The sequence below is a fragment of the Pseudomonas sp. GL_091 genome (assembly GCF_057837725.1).
In genome coordinates this window covers 1,796,301-1,809,267 of the sequence record NZ_CM174451.1, presented here as the reverse complement: position 1 = coordinate 1,809,267, position 12,967 = coordinate 1,796,301, and the positions used below count along the sequence as shown (strand labels likewise).

General features: G+C 59.9%; 14 protein-coding genes and 1 riboswitch. Of the genes, 7 read left to right on the top strand and 7 right to left on the bottom strand.

Features of this window, described 5'->3' with window-relative positions; all coding sequences use genetic code 11:
* Positions 1-46: 46 nt before the first annotated feature.
* Positions 47-279, bottom strand: a riboswitch (cobalamin riboswitch).
* 153 nt (positions 280-432) lie between these two features.
* Together AC3ITY_RS08310 and AC3ITY_RS08305 are read left to right on the top strand one after the other, a co-directional pair.
* Positions 433-1,017 (top strand): hypothetical protein, encoded by a 585-nt coding sequence (locus AC3ITY_RS08310; RefSeq protein ID WP_489308405.1) that lies wholly within the window; start codon positions 433-435, stop codon positions 1,015-1,017.
* A gap of 67 nt (positions 1,018-1,084) precedes the next feature.
* Positions 1,085-2,398 carry a PQQ-dependent sugar dehydrogenase gene (locus AC3ITY_RS08305; protein WP_489308404.1) on the top strand — a complete coding sequence of 438 codons (1,314 nt, stop codon included), beginning with the start codon at positions 1,085-1,087 and terminating at the stop codon, positions 2,396-2,398.
* A gap of 82 nt (positions 2,399-2,480) precedes the next feature.
* Here the strand turns inward: AC3ITY_RS08305 and AC3ITY_RS08300 are convergent, their stop codons facing one another.
* From AC3ITY_RS08300 to AC3ITY_RS08270, 7 genes are all read right to left on the bottom strand, one after another.
* Positions 2,481-3,101, bottom strand: coding sequence for a DUF1120 domain-containing protein (locus tag AC3ITY_RS08300; protein ID WP_489308403.1), 621 nt, complete (start codon positions 3,099-3,101; stop codon positions 2,481-2,483).
* 206 nt (positions 3,102-3,307) lie between these two features.
* Entirely contained in the window at positions 3,308-3,982 is a 675-nt protein-coding gene (locus AC3ITY_RS08295) for a class I SAM-dependent methyltransferase (protein ID WP_489308402.1), read from the bottom strand.
* A gap of 18 nt (positions 3,983-4,000) precedes the next feature.
* Positions 4,001-4,537: a C40 family peptidase gene (locus AC3ITY_RS08290; protein WP_489308401.1), complete on the bottom strand. Its 537-nt coding sequence runs from the start codon at positions 4,535-4,537 to the stop codon at positions 4,001-4,003.
* A gap of 165 nt (positions 4,538-4,702) precedes the next feature.
* Positions 4,703-5,335: a C40 family peptidase gene (locus tag AC3ITY_RS08285; protein ID WP_489308400.1), complete on the bottom strand. Its 633-nt coding sequence runs from the start codon at positions 5,333-5,335 to the stop codon at positions 4,703-4,705.
* Between the two features lie 222 nt (positions 5,336-5,557).
* On the bottom strand, positions 5,558-6,262 hold the full coding sequence (hda, locus tag AC3ITY_RS08280; RefSeq protein ID WP_007984552.1) for a DnaA regulatory inactivator Hda: 705 nt from the start codon (positions 6,260-6,262) through the stop codon (positions 5,558-5,560).
* 230 nt (positions 6,263-6,492) lie between these two features.
* Positions 6,493-7,566 carry an AI-2E family transporter gene (locus tag AC3ITY_RS08275; RefSeq protein WP_489308399.1) on the bottom strand — a complete coding sequence of 358 codons (1,074 nt, stop codon included), beginning with the start codon at positions 7,564-7,566 and terminating at the stop codon, positions 6,493-6,495.
* 36 nt (positions 7,567-7,602) lie between these two features.
* Positions 7,603-8,655, bottom strand: a complete 1,053-nt coding sequence (locus tag AC3ITY_RS08270; RefSeq protein WP_489308398.1) for a DUF2066 domain-containing protein — start codon at positions 8,653-8,655, stop codon at positions 7,603-7,605.
* Positions 8,656-9,041: 386 nt separating this feature from the next.
* Between AC3ITY_RS08270 and purM the strand changes: the two genes are divergently transcribed.
* The 5 genes from purM (at position 9,042) to AC3ITY_RS08245 (ending at position 12,954) form a co-directional block, all read left to right on the top strand.
* Positions 9,042-10,100, top strand: a complete 1,059-nt coding sequence (purM, locus tag AC3ITY_RS08265) for a phosphoribosylformylglycinamidine cyclo-ligase (RefSeq protein ID WP_008049708.1) — start codon at positions 9,042-9,044, stop codon at positions 10,098-10,100.
* The gene (gene purN / locus AC3ITY_RS08260) at positions 10,100-10,750 is read left to right on the top strand and encodes a phosphoribosylglycinamide formyltransferase (protein WP_489308397.1); all 651 of its coding nucleotides are present in this window, start codon (positions 10,100-10,102) and stop codon (positions 10,748-10,750) included. Before purM ends, purN begins: the two co-directional genes overlap by 1 nt.
* An 8-nt stretch (positions 10,751-10,758) precedes the next feature.
* A complete protein-coding gene (locus tag AC3ITY_RS08255; RefSeq protein ID WP_223455948.1) occupies positions 10,759-11,472 on the top strand; it encodes a DUF3108 domain-containing protein in 714 nt (237 codons plus the stop codon).
* Between the two features lie 142 nt (positions 11,473-11,614).
* Positions 11,615-12,031 carry an OsmC family protein gene (locus AC3ITY_RS08250; protein WP_489308396.1) on the top strand — a complete coding sequence of 139 codons (417 nt, stop codon included), beginning with the start codon at positions 11,615-11,617 and terminating at the stop codon, positions 12,029-12,031.
* 62 nt (positions 12,032-12,093) lie between these two features.
* On the top strand, positions 12,094-12,954 hold the full coding sequence (locus tag AC3ITY_RS08245) for a pirin family protein (protein ID WP_489308395.1): 861 nt from the start codon (positions 12,094-12,096) through the stop codon (positions 12,952-12,954).
* Positions 12,955-12,967: the final 13 nt, after the last annotated feature.

Here is a 12,967-nt window from a genome sequence, read left to right as displayed (position 1 = left end):
CAGGCACAAGAATAGAAGGCAAAAAGCCTGGCATCGCCCACCGTGATGCCGCTGGATGAATCAGGCCGGTCTCCGGGCTCATGAGTGGCGCGGGGCCAGACTGTGCGCCTTCCCGCATCGAATCGACACAGTGGCATCAGACACAGTTTTCACTCATTTACCGTTGCGGGGGCAGCGCCGGAATTGCGGACCTTCGACCAACAGAAGGACTCACTCACCGACTTCCCTGTTTCACTCTGTCGACCCAAGCCACAGAGCACCTGAAACAAGCCGCGAAGGTTAGAGGGTTGGGGGTGGAGCGTCAATTAAAGCCGGGCGGCCATCGACCGAATAGCTGCCAACAATCAATAAACTGACGTCAATCTTGTGCCACGCTCCCAGCAGTGATATCAAAGAGCCACAAACTCACAACACAACAACAAGGGTGAGCCCATGCAAGGCATGATCATCAACAATCCAAAGCTGGAATTCCTGCGCCCGGTGCTCGAGCACTGGTTCGAATGCATCGACCGTTACAACGCCGTCCGTGGCGATGGCGACACACCGTACTGGCACGACGAAAAGGCCAATCTCGGACTGCTGTCGGCCGCGGCCTGGATGGCCGAGATGGTCACGCTGCAACAGACGCCCACCCGCAAGCAGACCGAAGAAGGCGAACGCAACAGCCGCGCCGACCTGCTCCTGGCCTCGCCCGAAACCCGCGCCTACATCCAGACCAGTCAGCGCTGGCCACGGGTCAACAGCCTCAACCTGACCCAGGCCCTGCTCGACATCGCCAGCGATGCGAAGCGGCTGAGCCACGCCAGCGACCTGAAACTCGGCTGCCTGTTCGTCGCTCCGCAAAAAGCCCAGCAGGGCGCCACACCGGAAGAACTCCAGGACATGGTCGACGACCTGCAAAAGGAACACACCTGCGCTGTCGCCTGGTATTTCCCTTATGCCTACCGCAAGTTGCGCAACGAAGCCGGCAACTATCACCCCGGCATTGCGGTGCTGTTCAAGGAAGCTCGCGGCTGAGGGGTTGAACCATCGGACGACAACGCTTCTCTATGATTAGAACAAGGCATTCATAGGGAAGACCAGCATGCGCACGCCCCCGCTCGCTCTCGTTATCGCGCTCTGCGGAGGGCTCGCCGCTTGTGGCGAGACCTCCCGCCTGCAAGTCTCCGACGGCACCGGTCCATCGCCTCAATTGCCGGAACCGAAAAAAACCCTGATCCCGACCGTGAACATCGCCCCGGCCATCGGTTGGCCGCAGGGCGCAAAACCCATCGCCGCCACGGGCACTCAAGTGGCCGCTTTTGCCGAAGACCTGGATCACCCGCGCTGGCTTTATGTGCTGCCCAATGGCGATGTGCTGGTGGCGGAAACCAATGCACCACCCAAACCCGAAGACGGTAAAGGCATTCGCGGCTGGGTCATGAAGAAAGTCATGGGCCGCGCCGGGGCCAGGGTGCCCAGCGCCAACCGCATCACCTTGCTGCGCGACAAGGACCGTGATGGCGTCGCGGAAACCCGCACGGTGTTTCTGCAAAACCTCAACTCGCCCTTCGGCATGACCCTGGTCGGCAATGACCTGTATGTGGCCGACACTGATCGCCTGCTGCGCTTTCACTATGAAAGTGGCGATACGCAGATCAAGTCACCGCCGGTCAAAGTGGTCGACTTGCCGGGTGGGCCGCTGAACCACCACTGGACGAAAAACGTCATCGCCAGCAAGGACGGCCGCAAGCTGTACGTCACCGTGGGTTCCAACAGCAACGTCGCCGAAAACGGCATGGACAAGGAAGAAGGTCGCGCGGCGATCTGGGAAGTGGATCGCGCCACGGGCCAGCAGCGGATCTTCGCCTCCGGCCTGCGCAACCCCAACGGCATGGCCTGGGAACCGCACAGTGGTGCGCTGTGGACTGCGGTCAACGAACGGGATGAAATCGGCAGTGACCTGGTACCGGACTACATCACCTCGGTCAAGGATGGCGGCTTCTATGGCTGGCCCTTCAGCTATTATGGCCAGCACGTCGACCTGCGCGTCGAGCCGCAGAACCCGGACCTGGTGGCCAGGGCGATTGCCCCGGACTATGCGGTCGGCCCACACACCGCCTCGCTGGGCCTGACGTTCGCCGAAGGCAACAGGTTACCGGCGCAGTTCAGGGAAGGCGCCTTCATCGGCCAGCACGGCTCCTGGAACCGCAAGCCGCACAGCGGCTACAAAGTGATTTTCGTGCCCTTCAATGCCGGCAAGCCGACCGGGCAACCGCTGGATGTGCTGACCGGCTTCCTCAACGACAAGGAAGAAGCCATGGGCCGGCCGGTTGGCGTGGTAATCGATCGGCAGGGAGACTTGCTGGTGGCCGATGATGTAGGGAACAAGGTGTGGCGGGTGTCGGCGTCCAGATAGCAGCCTTGGCCGCAGTTGCTGCGGATTGGCTGGTGCTGCCGAACCACGTATCGCATTGAGACAGTGGTTCAGCACCAGGACCTTAGAGATATTTCATTTCAAAAGTCGCCGAGCCGTAGATGGCAACATCTTCGTTCAGGGTCAGCTTGTCGGCGCGATCGATCATCGTCCAAACCTCGAACTCCATCGTCAAGTCTTTCACGGCGATGGGCCTGCTGTGATCGGTTGCGAGGCCTACTGACAAGAGGTACCCCGGGCCCGTGCCTGCGGCCACGCCCCAAGTCACCCCATCGTCTGCGGATTCGATCGCGCGAACCGGCTGCTGGCCCGCCACCGCGCCTTTGACATAGACCCTGAGATAACCCAGCTTTTCGTTCTCATGGGTCAATCCCAAGCCAAACCAGAAAGGGTTTGTCGAAGTACCGGCTTGATTATCGACGGGGTTCAGTGCGAACTGAGCAGGTACTTCACAAGTCACGGTCAGTTGCAGGGGGTACTTTCCGACAAGTGTTTCGTCGTCTTTTTTGAGACTCCTTGCCGAGATCTTGCCAATGTCCACGCGACCGCCGTTCGACAGGCTCGGCGTGCACGCAGCTGGCGTGATGATGCCGGTGACGGTCAGGTCCGCGCTGGAGGCGGCGAAAGCGCTGTTGGCTCCGCCCAGCAGGAAGGTACCGCTGAGAATGCTGAGTATTCTTTTCATGGGTTCTGCTCTTGATAGTTGCGATGGTTGCAGCTGGAGACCCATTGGGTCGGACTGCCTGATCAACGCAATCTAGCGAGCGGGGCAGACGAGGGTGAATGCAACCAATACGAAAAGAGGCGGATGACATGTATCTACGAATGTTCGTTGCCTGCTACAGAATTCGATTCATTAACTCATGGAGCTGCCGAAGGGACCCGACGCTTTCAAAAGGACGCCTGGCGTTTACGACACAGCGTCAATCCGTCGCCTAACGGCAATAACGACAAATCCACCCTCGCATCGCTCTTCAAGGCGCGATTGAGCGCCTGGATGGCACGGGTGTCTGCGCTTTCGGGATTGTCCTCCAGCACCCGGCCGCTCCACAGCGTATTGTCGAACACCGCCAGGCCACCGACCCGCAGCAAGCGCAATGCATGCTCAAGGTAACTCGGATAATTGGCCTTGTCGGCATCGATGAACACCAGATCGAACTGTCCACCCTGCCCTTGCTGCTCAAGCCCGGCCAAGGTTTCCAGTGCAGGCGCCAGACGCAGGTCAATGCGCCCGGCCAGCCCGGCTTCCTGCCAATAGCGCCGTGCTGTGGCGTTATAGTCGCCGGGCATGTCACAGCAAATCAGCGAGCCGTCATCCGGTAGCGCCGCCGCCATGCACAGGGCGCTGTAGCCGGTGAAGGTGCCGACTTCCAGCACGCGCCGAGCGCTGGTGAGCTTGACCAGCAACGCAAGAAATTGCCCCTGCTCCGGCGCCACCTGCCAGCGTGCCAACGGCAGCGCCTGGGTCTCATCGCGCAAGCGCTTGAGCAATGGTGTTTCACGCAGGGAAACATCGAGCAGGTATTGGTACAAAGCGTCGTCGAGATTGAGCGTGCGAGCAGTCATGAGCACCAGCTCCGAATGTTACGGGTTGCGCGCCAGATGTTCAGGCTGCAGAACACGCTTGGCGCTCAGATAGGCTTTTTGCCAATAAGCCTTGGACAGGCTGTCGAGCTTCACGGTGCCGCCGGTGGCCGGCGCGTGGACGAAGCGCCCTTCTCCCACATAGATGCCGGCATGACTGACCTGGGAGCCGCCATTGGTGGCGAAGAAAATCAGGTCACCGGTTTGCAGGCCTTCCTTGCCCACATTCGCCGCTTGCATGGAGATCATCTCGCGAGTGGTGCGCGGCAAGGCAATGCCGGCGACATCGCGGTACACGTAAGCGATCAGGCCGCTGCAATCAAATCCGGAATCCGGCGTGTTGCCTCCCCAGCGATAAGGCGTGCCCACCAGGCCGAGCGCGCGAAACAGCACGTCTTCCGCTTCGGGCGAAAAAGCTTGTGAGGAGCCAAATACGATAGGAGCGCGAACCACCGGTGCAGGAGGCGGTGTGCGGCTGGCGCAGGCACTGAGCAGCGCTGCGAAGAACATGATTGCGAGGCGGGCCGGCGTCGTCATAAGCAGAGCATCCTGATCTGGCTGCGGCTTTTTCTGCGGAGAGCGCAGAAAAGAAAACCGCCTGCGTGTGACGCAGGCGGTTTGCCATCATTCGTAGATCAAGATTCTAGCGGCTACGCGACAAACTTCAAGTAAGACTTTAAGTTCGCCTTACAAATTGTCCGCTTATTTACGTGCAGTGACGATTGGCGACGCGGTTGGTGCCATCGCCAGGGCGCGCTTCGCTTCGATGAAGGTCTTGCTCCAGTAGCTGTCGCCCAGGCTATCGATCCGCACACCACCGCTGCGGCGGCTGCTGGAGTGAATGAACTGGTTGTCACCCAGGTAGATCCCGGCGTGACTGACACGACCACGACGGCCGTTGGTTGCAAAGAACAGCAGGTCGCCCGGCTCAAGCTTGCTGCGCGAGACCAGCGGTGCGTCCACGTTGATCATTTCACGGGTGGAGCGTGGCAGGTTCATGCCCGCTTCTTCGCGGAACAGGTAACCGATGAAACCACTGCAATCGAAGCCGGCTTCAGAAGTACCGCCGAAACGGTAACGGGTACCGATCAGGGACATGCCACGTTCGAGGATGCTGTCGGCCAGGACCGGAAGCTGGTAGGACTTGCCGCCAGCGAAGTCTGCGAGTTCTTTTTCGGTAGCCAGCTCTTCCTGAAAGAGAGCGGAAGACTGAGCGGTAGCAGAGTGTTGAACCTGTTGTTGCGGGGCTTGCTGGGACACCGGAGTGTGGGCAGCACAACCGAACAACAGGGTGACGAGTGCGAGAGGCACGAGGGGTGCGAAGCGATTTAGCATGGGCACGACCGTGGCTGAAAGTTGTAAAGAAGCCGAGACTATGCCCGCTATCAACCTCATTTGCAAATTCAATCGATCTTTTTGTGACTTATCCGTTTCTCGTTTACATCTAAGCGCTTAAGCCCATTTTAAACATACACGCAGCCTGCAACCTGGCAGGAAAGCGGGATTTCTGGCGCCTGCAATATGCCAAATTCGCTAAAAACCCCGGTTTCAGTGGGTTTACCAGCCGAGGGTTTCTTTCAAAAACGGGATTGTCAGCTTGCGCTGAGCCTGGAGGGAGGCCTGATCGAGACGCTCGAGCAGCTCGAACAGCGCACTCATGCTGCGGGTACCGCGAGTCAAAATGAAATGCCCGACTTCATCGGTCAGATGCAACCCGCGACGGGATGCGCGCAATTGCAGGGCACGCAATTTGTCCTCATCGGACAGCGGGCGCATCTGGAAGATCAAGGCCAGGGTCAGGCGGGATTTGAGATCCGCCAGCTTCACCGGCAGCTCACGTGGGGATGTCGACGCGGCAATCAGCAAGCGTCGACCGCTGTCGCGCAAGCGATTGAACAGATGGAACAGCGCCTCTTCCCAGTCCGCCCGCCCGGCAACCACTTGCAAATCATCCAGGCAGACCAGTTCGTACTGTTCCAGGTTGTCGAGGATTTCAATGCCGCGATCGAGCAACTCGGCCAGCGGCAGATACACCGCCGGCTCGCCCAATTGCTCGAAGCGCAGGCAGGCGGCCTGTAACAGGTGCGTACGCCCTACCCCGTCCTTGCCCCAAAGGTAGATCAGGCTTTCGGTCCAGCCGGCGTCGGCTTCGCACAGCCGCTCGACATAGCCGAGTGCAGCGGCATTGGCGCCTGGGTAGTAGTTGATAAAGGTGGCGTCGTCACGCAGACGCACACCTAGGGGCAGCTGAATCGGTTTCATGCTGACTGAACAGTTCCAAAGGAACCGTTAGTGGCCTCTGTGTAAAGTTTGCGAAGTTTATACCCGTGAGGCGGACCGCACAATGCGACAGACCACAAGCAAAATCAAAGGTTTGCGTTAATGCACCGGTTTTGTGGCAGTTTCTTTGGCGGTGCATGTGACAGTTGCGCGATGCCAGCAGGCTGACCCGGCCCGAACCCGGGCAGCCCGCCATCACCCATCGACGCCCCTTACCACTCCGGCTCGTCGACACTCCCGTAAATTTCAGAATCCTTATACAAATCATGCACATGGCGCACCAGCACCATGATCACCGCCGCAACCGGCAATGCCAGTAGCACACCGGTAAAGCCAAACAGCTCACCACCGGCCAGAATCGAGAAAATCACCGCCACCGGGTGCAGGCCAATCCGGTCACCCACCAGCAATGGCGTCAGCACCATACCCTCCAGCGCCTGGCCGACCATGAACACCGCGACAATGCCGAGCATCGGGTAAAGATCACCACCAAACTGGAACAGCCCCGCAAGCAGCGCCGCGCCAATGCCGATGATAAACCCCATGTACGGCACGATCGCTGCCAAACCGGCAATCAGGCCAATCAACAAGCCCAATTCCAATCCGACCAGCATCAGGCCTGCTGCGTAGATCACACCCAAGGCCACCATTACCAGCAACTGTCCACGCACGAACGCTCCGAGCACTTCATGGCATTCACCCGCCAGCGATACCGCGCGCGCTTCACGATCACGGGGCAGCAGGCTGCGGACCTTGGCCATCATCAGGTCCCAATCCCGCAACAGGTAGAAGCTCACCACCGGAATCAACACCAGGTTCGCCAGCCAGCCGATCAACGCCAGCCCCGAGGCCGTGGCATGGCTCAACACCACGCCGACAATATCAGTGGTCTGACTCATATGTTCGCTGATAGCGGCCTTGAGCTTGTCGAACTTCCAGAAACCATCCGACAGGCCGAACTTCGATTGCGCCCAGGGCAACGCCGTGTGCTGCAGCCAGTCGAGCATCTGCGGGGCCAGTTCATACAAACGAAACAACTGCCTGGCGAGCAACGGCACCAACACCAACAGCAGCGCGGTGAAGATCAATGTAAACAGGGTAAACACCGCCACGACACCCCAGGTTCGAGACAGGCCTGCCTTCTCCAGCCGATCCACCAGCGGGTCGAACAGGTAGGCCAACAGCAGCGCCACCAGGAACGGCGTCAGGATCGGATGCAACAACCAGACAAACGCACAAAGCAGGACCACCCCACCGAGCCAGAACCAACGCCGCGTATCGGCCATGAACCACTCCATTGCTTCTATATAAAGAAAGAAAAACTACCAGCGAAAACGCAGTTGCGGGGTCGGGGCTGGCGCGGCGGCTGGCACCGAGCCACCAGTGGCTGGCTGAATTGGCGCTACCGGGGTCGGGGCCTGACCCGCCGGTGCTTCCTGCAGCCTCGCCAGCGACAGTTGTGCACGCAGTTGATCTGCGCTGCCATTGACCCGATAGAGAATCCGGTCGCCCTCGACACTTTGCACACGCCCGCCAAATGGCTCAAGCAAACGCCCGAGCGCCGCGTAGTGCTCAAGATTCATGCCTTGCACTTCCAGCAGTTGTTCGCTCGAAGCACCGGGTTTGGCGACAAACCGCGGCGCCAGGCGCTCGTTGACCGCCAGCATCACCGCATCGGCCACGGCAGCCTGATCGACGCCCTGCACGGTGCCAGCCTCTTTCTGATCGCCCAGCCACAGGCGCCACTTGGCTTGCCACTGCCCGCCCTCTTCCTGGGCGTGTACCGCGAGCAAGGCGTCGGCGTTGTAACGTTCCGATGCGGCATGCAATGGAGCGGGATCTGCGCCTTCCAGATTCGGCGCGGTAGCGACGATCTGTTCGTTCAGGTCCGCCAATGGCAAGCGCAATGGCAAGCCACGGTGCTGGGCAGCCCGACGCAGCGGCGCGGCGCTGGCCTGGCCATCGCCCACCAGGCTTGAACCCTCGGTGGAATCATTCAACCACCAGCCGAGGATCGACGGTCGATTGGCCCCCCACATGGCCAGGCCGGCGCGGCGCAAGGCCTGCTCGGTGGTACCCGGGTCGAAATCGACTTTCAGGACTTCCGGCGGCCCGGCCTCAAAGCCGTATTGGCTGATGATCTGTTGCGGGTCTTTGCGAATAGCTGCCAACCCGGGACTTTGAGCGGCCTTGGGGTCGCCGGTAAGGCGCAACACCAAGGTGTCCAACGCACGCTGAGTCGCCTGGTCGCGCTCCTCGGACGACTGGCCATTCACCGGCTCGCGCACCTGGTAAAGGCCTTTGACGGTTTCGGCTTGACTGGCCAGGCTGACCACTGACAAACAACTCACAAGCAAGAATTTACAAAAACGCATGGAAGATTCCTGACGACAAGAGCGGCTGGAACAGACCGCATGAAGACGATCGAGCAAGACTGTGACCGTTGCCCGACGCAAAACATTCACACGTCCCGGGTAAGTTTTCGCACTGTCATAACGATAGACGGTTAATCGCGATACCTTATACAGCCATGCAGGATGCCACCGACACCGCGCATCAACGGTTTTTTTTGACCGGATATGGCCCTGCTGTCGGCCTGAGGATGGCCGCTGCGGCTCAAGCCTGATAAAATCGCGCGCCTTCGCAGACCGGCAACAGCCGGGTAGTGTCCGAATAGCGCGCATGGTTCTCGCCTACGCAGTTTCGGCGCTCCCGACGGACTCGGTCGTTACCCAGAAATCCCCCCCTAAAGGCCTGGATCATGAGCAAGCAACCCTCCCTGAGCTACAAGGACGCCGGTGTAGACATCGACGCCGGTGAAGCATTGGTCGAACGCATCAAGAGCGTCGCCAAGCGCACTGCGCGCCCGGAAGTCATGGGCGGCCTGGGCGGTTTCGGCGCCCTCTGCGAAATCCCGGCCGGCTACAAGCAGCCCGTGCTGGTTTCCGGTACTGACGGCGTCGGCACCAAGCTGCGCCTGGCACTGAACCTGAACAAGCACGACAGCATCGGCATCGACCTGGTTGCCATGTGCGTCAACGACCTGGTGGTGTGCGGCGCCGAGCCGCTGTTCTTCCTCGACTACTACGCCACCGGCAAACTCAACGTCGACACCGCTGCCCAGGTTGTGACCGGCATCGGCGCTGGCTGCGAACTGTCGGGTTGCTCGCTGGTTGGCGGCGAAACCGCTGAAATGCCGGGCATGTACGAAGGCGAAGACTACGACCTGGCCGGTTTCTGCGTCGGCGTCGTGGAAAAATCCGAAATCATCGACGGTTCCAAAGTCGCTGCCGGCGATGCCCTTCTCGCCCTGCCATCTTCCGGCCCGCACTCCAACGGCTACTCGCTGATCCGCAAGATCATCGAAGTGTCCGGCGCCGACATCGAAAACACCCAGCTCGACGGCAAGCCACTGACCGATCTGCTGATGGCCCCGACCCGTATCTACGTGAAGCCGCTGCTCAAGCTGATCAAGGAAACCGGCGCGGTCAAAGCCATGGCCCACATCACCGGTGGCGGCCTGCTGGACAACATCCCGCGCGTGCTGCCAAAAGGCGCGCAAGCCGTGGTTGACGTGGCAAGCTGGAACCGCCCTGCAGTGTTCGACTGGCTGCAAGAGAAAGGCAACGTTGACGAGAACGAAATGCACCGCGTGCTGAACTGCGGCGTGGGCATGGTCATCTGCGTGGCTCAGGAGCACGTTGAAGCGGCCCTGAACGTTCTGCGCGAAGCGGGCGAGCAGCCTTGGGTCATCGGCCAGATCTCCACCGCTGCCGAAGGCGCGGCTCAGGTTGAACTGAAGAACCTCAAGGCTCATTGATGTCTCAGACCTGTGATGTGGTGGTGCTGTTGTCCGGCACCGGCAGTAACTTGCAGGCCCTGATCGACAGCTCGCGGACCGGCGACAGCCCGGTCCGCATCGCTGCGGTGATTTCCAACCGCGCCGACGCCTACGGCCTGCAACGCGCCAGGGACGCGGGTATCGACACCCGCGCCCTGGATCACAAGGCTTTCGAAGGTCGCGAGGCCTTCGACGCCGCGCTGATCGAACTGATCGACGCCTTCAACCCCAAACTCGTGGTACTGGCCGGATTCATGCGCATTCTCAGCGCTGGCTTCGTACGCCACTATCAGGGTCGCCTGCTCAATATCCATCCCTCGCTGCTACCCAAATACAAAGGGTTACACACTCATGAGCGCGCGCTGGAGGCTGGCGACACCGAGCACGGCTGCTCCGTGCACTTCGTCACCGAGGAACTCGATGGTGGACCACTGGTCGTACAGGCTGTAATACCGGTAGAGTTACAGGATTCGCCGCAGAGTCTGGCGCAGCGGGTCCACGTTCAGGAACACCTGATCTACCCGATGGCCGTACGCTGGTTTGCCGAAGGTCGTCTGGCCCTCGGCGAGCAAGGTGCTTTACTGGATGGACAGTTACTCGCGGCCAGCGGCCACTTGATTCGAAACTAGGAGATTTTATGCGTCGCGCCCTGCTCTTCGCTTGCGCTCTGCTCGCCTTGCCCTTCGCCCAGGCGGCAGACCTTCAACCTTTCTCCGCCAGCTACACCGCCGACTGGAAACAGCTGCCCATGAGCGGCACTGCCGAGCGCAGCCTCGAAAAAACCAGCGACGGCAAATGGAAACTGAGTTTCAAGGCGTCGATGATGATCGCCAGCCTGTCCGAGGAAAGCACGCTGACCCCGGACAAGGACACGCTTCTTCCAGAGTCCTACCATTTTGAACGTGGCGGTTTGGGCAAGGCCAAGAAATCGGATCTGGATTTCGACTGGAACACCAAAGTGATCACCGGCACCGATCGCGGCGACGCGGTCAAGGTTCCGCTGAACCGCGGCATGCTCGACAAATCCACCTACCAACTGGCCTTGCAGCACGACGTTGCCGCAGGCAAGAAAAGCATGAGTTATCAGGTGGTCGATGGCAATGATGTAGACACCTATGACTTCCGCGTACTGGGCTCGGAAAAGGTCGATACCAAGGCCGGCAAGATCGATGCAATCAAGGTTGAACGTGTACGCGACCCGACACAGAACAAACGCATTACCGTGATGTGGTTCGCCAAGGATTGGGATTACCTGCTGGTCCGCCTGCAACAAGTCGAAACTGACGGCAAGGAGTACAACATCATGCTCCTGAACGGCACGGTCAACGGCAAGGAAGTCAAAGGTAGCTGATTCGGATCGATACCATGAAGCCCCGCCATTGCGGGGCTTTTTTGTGAGTTCGAAAATTGGAACACCCGACAAGCGCGATGGCTCTATACCTTCAAGGTCTTTTTTGATCGAATGAGTTTTCCTGTCGCCTGCGAGGTTTGCCATGTCTGTTACCGTCAATACCGTCTCCGCCGAAGGTTTTCGCCACAGCGTCCAGATCGATGACCATGAACTCTTCGCCGACGTGCCCGTCACGGCGGGCGGAGAGGGCTCGGCGCCGGAGCCGCACGATTATTTCGATGCCGCGCTGGGTGCCTGCAAAGCCCTGACCCTGAAGCTGTATGCCAGGAAGAAAGACATCCCGCTGACCGGTGTCGGCGTCGAGGTCAAGCGCGACAACAGCCTGGAACAGAAAGGCCAGTACGCGCTGCACGTCAAACTGACCCTCAAGGGCGTACTCACCGACGCCCAGCGCGATGAACTGCACCGCGTGGCTGATCGCTGCCCGATCCACAAGCTGATGACCACGTCTGAAGTCAGCATCGAAACGCATTTGTCCGAAGGTGCGTTCAGCCAATAGCGGCAAGGGCTGCGCAAGCGGGTTATGCTCGAACGCATCACCCGCTCAGCCTGGAACGCACCATGAACACTCCGCTCGTGATCCGCCCCCGCACCGAAGATGTCGAAGGCCAGCCGATTCTCCGCCCGCTGCCATCGGCCAAGTGCCGCAGTGTCGGGCCATTCGTGTTTTTCGACCACATGCTGGAAACCCGTTATCCACCGGGCAAAGGCATGAACATCCGCCAGCATCCGCACATTGGCCTGTCCACCCTCACCTACTTGTTCCAGGGGCAAATCCAGCACAAGGACAGCCTCGGTTCCGATCAAGTGGTCGGGACTGGCGACGTCAGCTGGATGACGGCCGGTAGTGCCATTGCCCACGTCGAACGCACGCCAGAGGCCCTGAGAGAAAGTGGCTTCACGATGCACGGCTTGCAGATCTGGCTGGCTTCGCCCAAGGATAAAGAACAAGGTCCGGGGCATTACAGCCACCATCTGGCGTCCACATTGCCGGTCAGCGAAAACCTGGGGGTGAAGATTCGCATGATTGCCGGGTCAGGCTTTTGCCTGGAATCGCCAGTGCCGGTGCTTTCTCCTACGTTGTACGCGGAATTGCATCTGCAAACGGCGACGACATTGCTCATCCCCACCGAGCATGAAGAACGTGCGCTGTATGTGCTGAGCGGCGAGGTGCAGCTGGATGGCGAGCCGATAGAGCCGTACTCGCTGGTGGTATTGCCTGTCGGGGAAGAGATGACTCTGTTTGCTGAAAGCGACAGTCATGCCGTGTTGTTCGGCGGTGCTCCGCTGGACGGGCCACGGCGGATCAACTGGAATTTTGTCGCGAGCGATCCGGCGGCGATTGATGAGGCACGCCGACGTTGGGCGGCCGGGGACTGGCCGACAGTGCCGGGGGAAGTTGAGCGGATCGAATTGCCCTGAGATTTCCGGCGCC